This window comes from Staphylococcus sp. GDY8P94P (genome assembly GCF_017892255.1).
GTDB lineage: Bacteria > Bacillota > Bacilli > Staphylococcales > Staphylococcaceae > Staphylococcus > Staphylococcus cohnii.
Map to the genome: position 1 here is coordinate 1 of NZ_JAESKU010000030.1, position 2,666 is coordinate 2,666.

The following is a 2,666-nucleotide window of genomic DNA, read 5'->3' on the forward strand; positions in this document are numbered from 1 at the left end:
CAGGAGTCTGGACTTGACTCTAATAAATGAACAACAGTATCAAATCCAAGTAGAAAAAAAGAGAGTAGAAGAAATACTTCTTATGATTCAGAAAGCAGATTTTACTACCTATAAAAATATTAAGTTAAAAGACTGGATGAGTATTGGAGAAGCTGCCGAAGTGGCAGGTGTAAACACTTCGGCAATTCGCCACTGGGAATCAGAAGGATTAGTCCATTCGGAAAGAAAAAAAGAAAACGGCTACCGCATGTTTTCTATATCCGAATTGCGTAAAATACTGGTCATTAGCAGTTTAAGAAAAACTGTTTATTATATTGAAAATATGAAACAACTGTTAAATGAAATAGACATACCAAGCTATGAAAAAGTTGAACATTCCTTTCGGCTTGCTTTGAAGAACTTGGACAACAAATTAATGAATCAATTTAAAGGGGTAACAGAACTGATGAACTATATAAATTTAATTCAAGAAAGAGACTGCTGAAAAGTTACGCCTTTGCCTATCTAAAGATAGCAATTGAAGAATGAAAATGGAGAAGATACAATTGGCAGCTGGTTTTTCAATGCGGAAGCTAAACTCATAGAACGCTTAGTTAAATTATGATCACTTATCAGAAGGGAAGGAGCTAGAAAAAGCTTCTTCCTTTTTGTCTATAAAAGTGTACTTTTACGAACGCTAATAAAGTGAGAAATCAAATGATATTAAAAGGTTTTCAAAAAGTTGAAGAAGAACTTAGCAAGAGGGTTTCAGATTATATAATTGAGGAGGGTTTTATGAAGCTGAACGCATTCCCGAATACTTTCAAGTTGTTCTCTAGAGAGACTACATAAATTAACTGCCAAAGACTACATTTTTAGAATGCCATAAACATCTTCAAGTATATATTTCATTAACTTACATTTGTATTTAGGGAGAATAAAAAATCCTCCCAATTATTATTGGAAGGATTATCTATTCATTTATACTAAATAAGAGTTTTTTGTCATTCGACAAACAAAACATCTAGTTAAACTGATTTAAAAAAAATGGATGACTAATCCTATATCTTAGTACTTTGAAACTTATTCATTTCAAATTAGAAGAATACAGATTAGTTAATTATCTTCCACCCAGTAGTCCATTCATATTTGAAGAAAATACTAGCATAATTGAGTTATCAAAATAATATTAATTGCATTAATATTATTTAAAAATTCACCTTATTATATCAGCTATATACCTTGTTCAATACTATTGGCTATTTTGATAATTACCATATAATTGACCACAAGCAGCGTCAATATCAATCCCAAATTGACTTCTAATTGTGACATGGATACCAGCAGACTTCAAAACTTTGTAAAAGGCTTCTACCTGCCCTTCGTTTGCTTCTCCATACATCTCAGGTGCACTTATTGTAGGATTGTATCGTATCAAATTTACATGATATAACTTCCCTGATTTATAGCGACTTTTAAGAAGGCTAACAACTTCGTTTGCATGCTCAAGAGAATCATTTACACCAGGCAACATGATATAAGCTATATATACTTTCCTTGAAGTTAATCTTATATGTTCATCGAGTATATTCATTACCTCATCTATTGGGTATCTATCATTTATTGGCATCAATTTGCTGCGTTCCTCACTATAAGGTGAGTGTAATGAAAATGTAAGATTTACTTGAGGATATTCCTGGGTTATTTTTTTGATACTAGGTATAATACCAATCGTTGATATAGAAAGTCTACGAGGACTTAATGCAAATAAATTAGGATCCGTAAACGAATCAAGAGCATCAAATACTTGACGGTTGGCTAGAGCTTCACCCATTCCCATAAAAGAAATGCTATCAATTTGATGACCTAATAAATGGAAGTATAAAACTTGATCTGTTATCTCATCTACAGTTAGGTTTTTTTTCAATCCAATGTCGCCTGTAGCACAAAATTTACACCCAAAATTACATCCGCATTGTGATGATATACAAAATGACTCCCAACCTGCTTTATACTTCATGTTTACCGTTTCTACTCTCTCATTCTTTGATACTTCAAAAAGCACTTTCGTAACTTGCTCTGAATTTTGCTCTGCTAAGAGCTTGATATTCAAAACTGTTTCTCCAAAATTATTTATTAAATCCTCCCTAAGTAATTTTGGAAGAACCTTCATATCCTCAAATCGACTAATTCTTTGTTTAAAAATCGCATTGGTTATTTGTTTTATTCTATAATCAGGCTCATTATTACTTCTTAAAAATTCCTGTATTTTACCATACTTTGTTTTATTATTAAAATTCATTTCTTTCATCCTTTCACAATTTGCTCTAGTGGTAATTAGAATAATTGGAAAGGAGTAGCAGTCCCTAAGAATCAATTTCTTTTTGCACACAAAAAAAACACAGATAAAAATTACCGGTGCCGAAAGTCAAAACATACAAATATGCATATTTCACTACATAAAACAAGTATGTTGATGATCTTGTTTTAAACTTATCCATAGTAGAGGCAAAGCTCCGGCAACTGTTTTTATATCATTGTTTAGTTTAAAAAAGGACAGACTATTCCCTTTAATAGCTAAAATAGCTATTACCTCCTTTCACTAATTAATATACTTAGCCTGTACTGTAACATTTTAATATTCAAATGTAAATATTAAAGTTAGCAACGATAAAGTCCGTATAATT

At 31.4% G+C, this 2,666-nt stretch carries 2 protein-coding genes; one reads left to right on the top strand and one right to left on the bottom strand.

The window, feature by feature from the left end; genetic code table 11:
• The coding region (locus tag KA926_RS13585) for a MerR family transcriptional regulator (protein WP_204171401.1) at positions 1-484 on the top strand (484 nt) is incomplete at its 5' end.
• 747 nt (positions 485-1,231) lie between these two features.
• Here KA926_RS13585 and cfr read toward each other — a convergent pair.
• Positions 1,232-2,281, bottom strand: coding sequence for a 23S rRNA (adenine(2503)-C(8))-methyltransferase Cfr (cfr, locus tag KA926_RS13590; protein WP_001010505.1), 1,050 nt, complete (start codon positions 2,279-2,281; stop codon positions 1,232-1,234).
• Positions 2,282-2,666: the final 385 nt, after the last annotated feature.

Bases quoted from the DNA above. Each gene is read 5' to 3' on its own strand.
- cfr (WP_001010505.1), bottom strand. From the start codon at position 2,281: ATGAATTTTAATAATAAAACAAAGTATGGTAAAATACAGGAATTTTTA.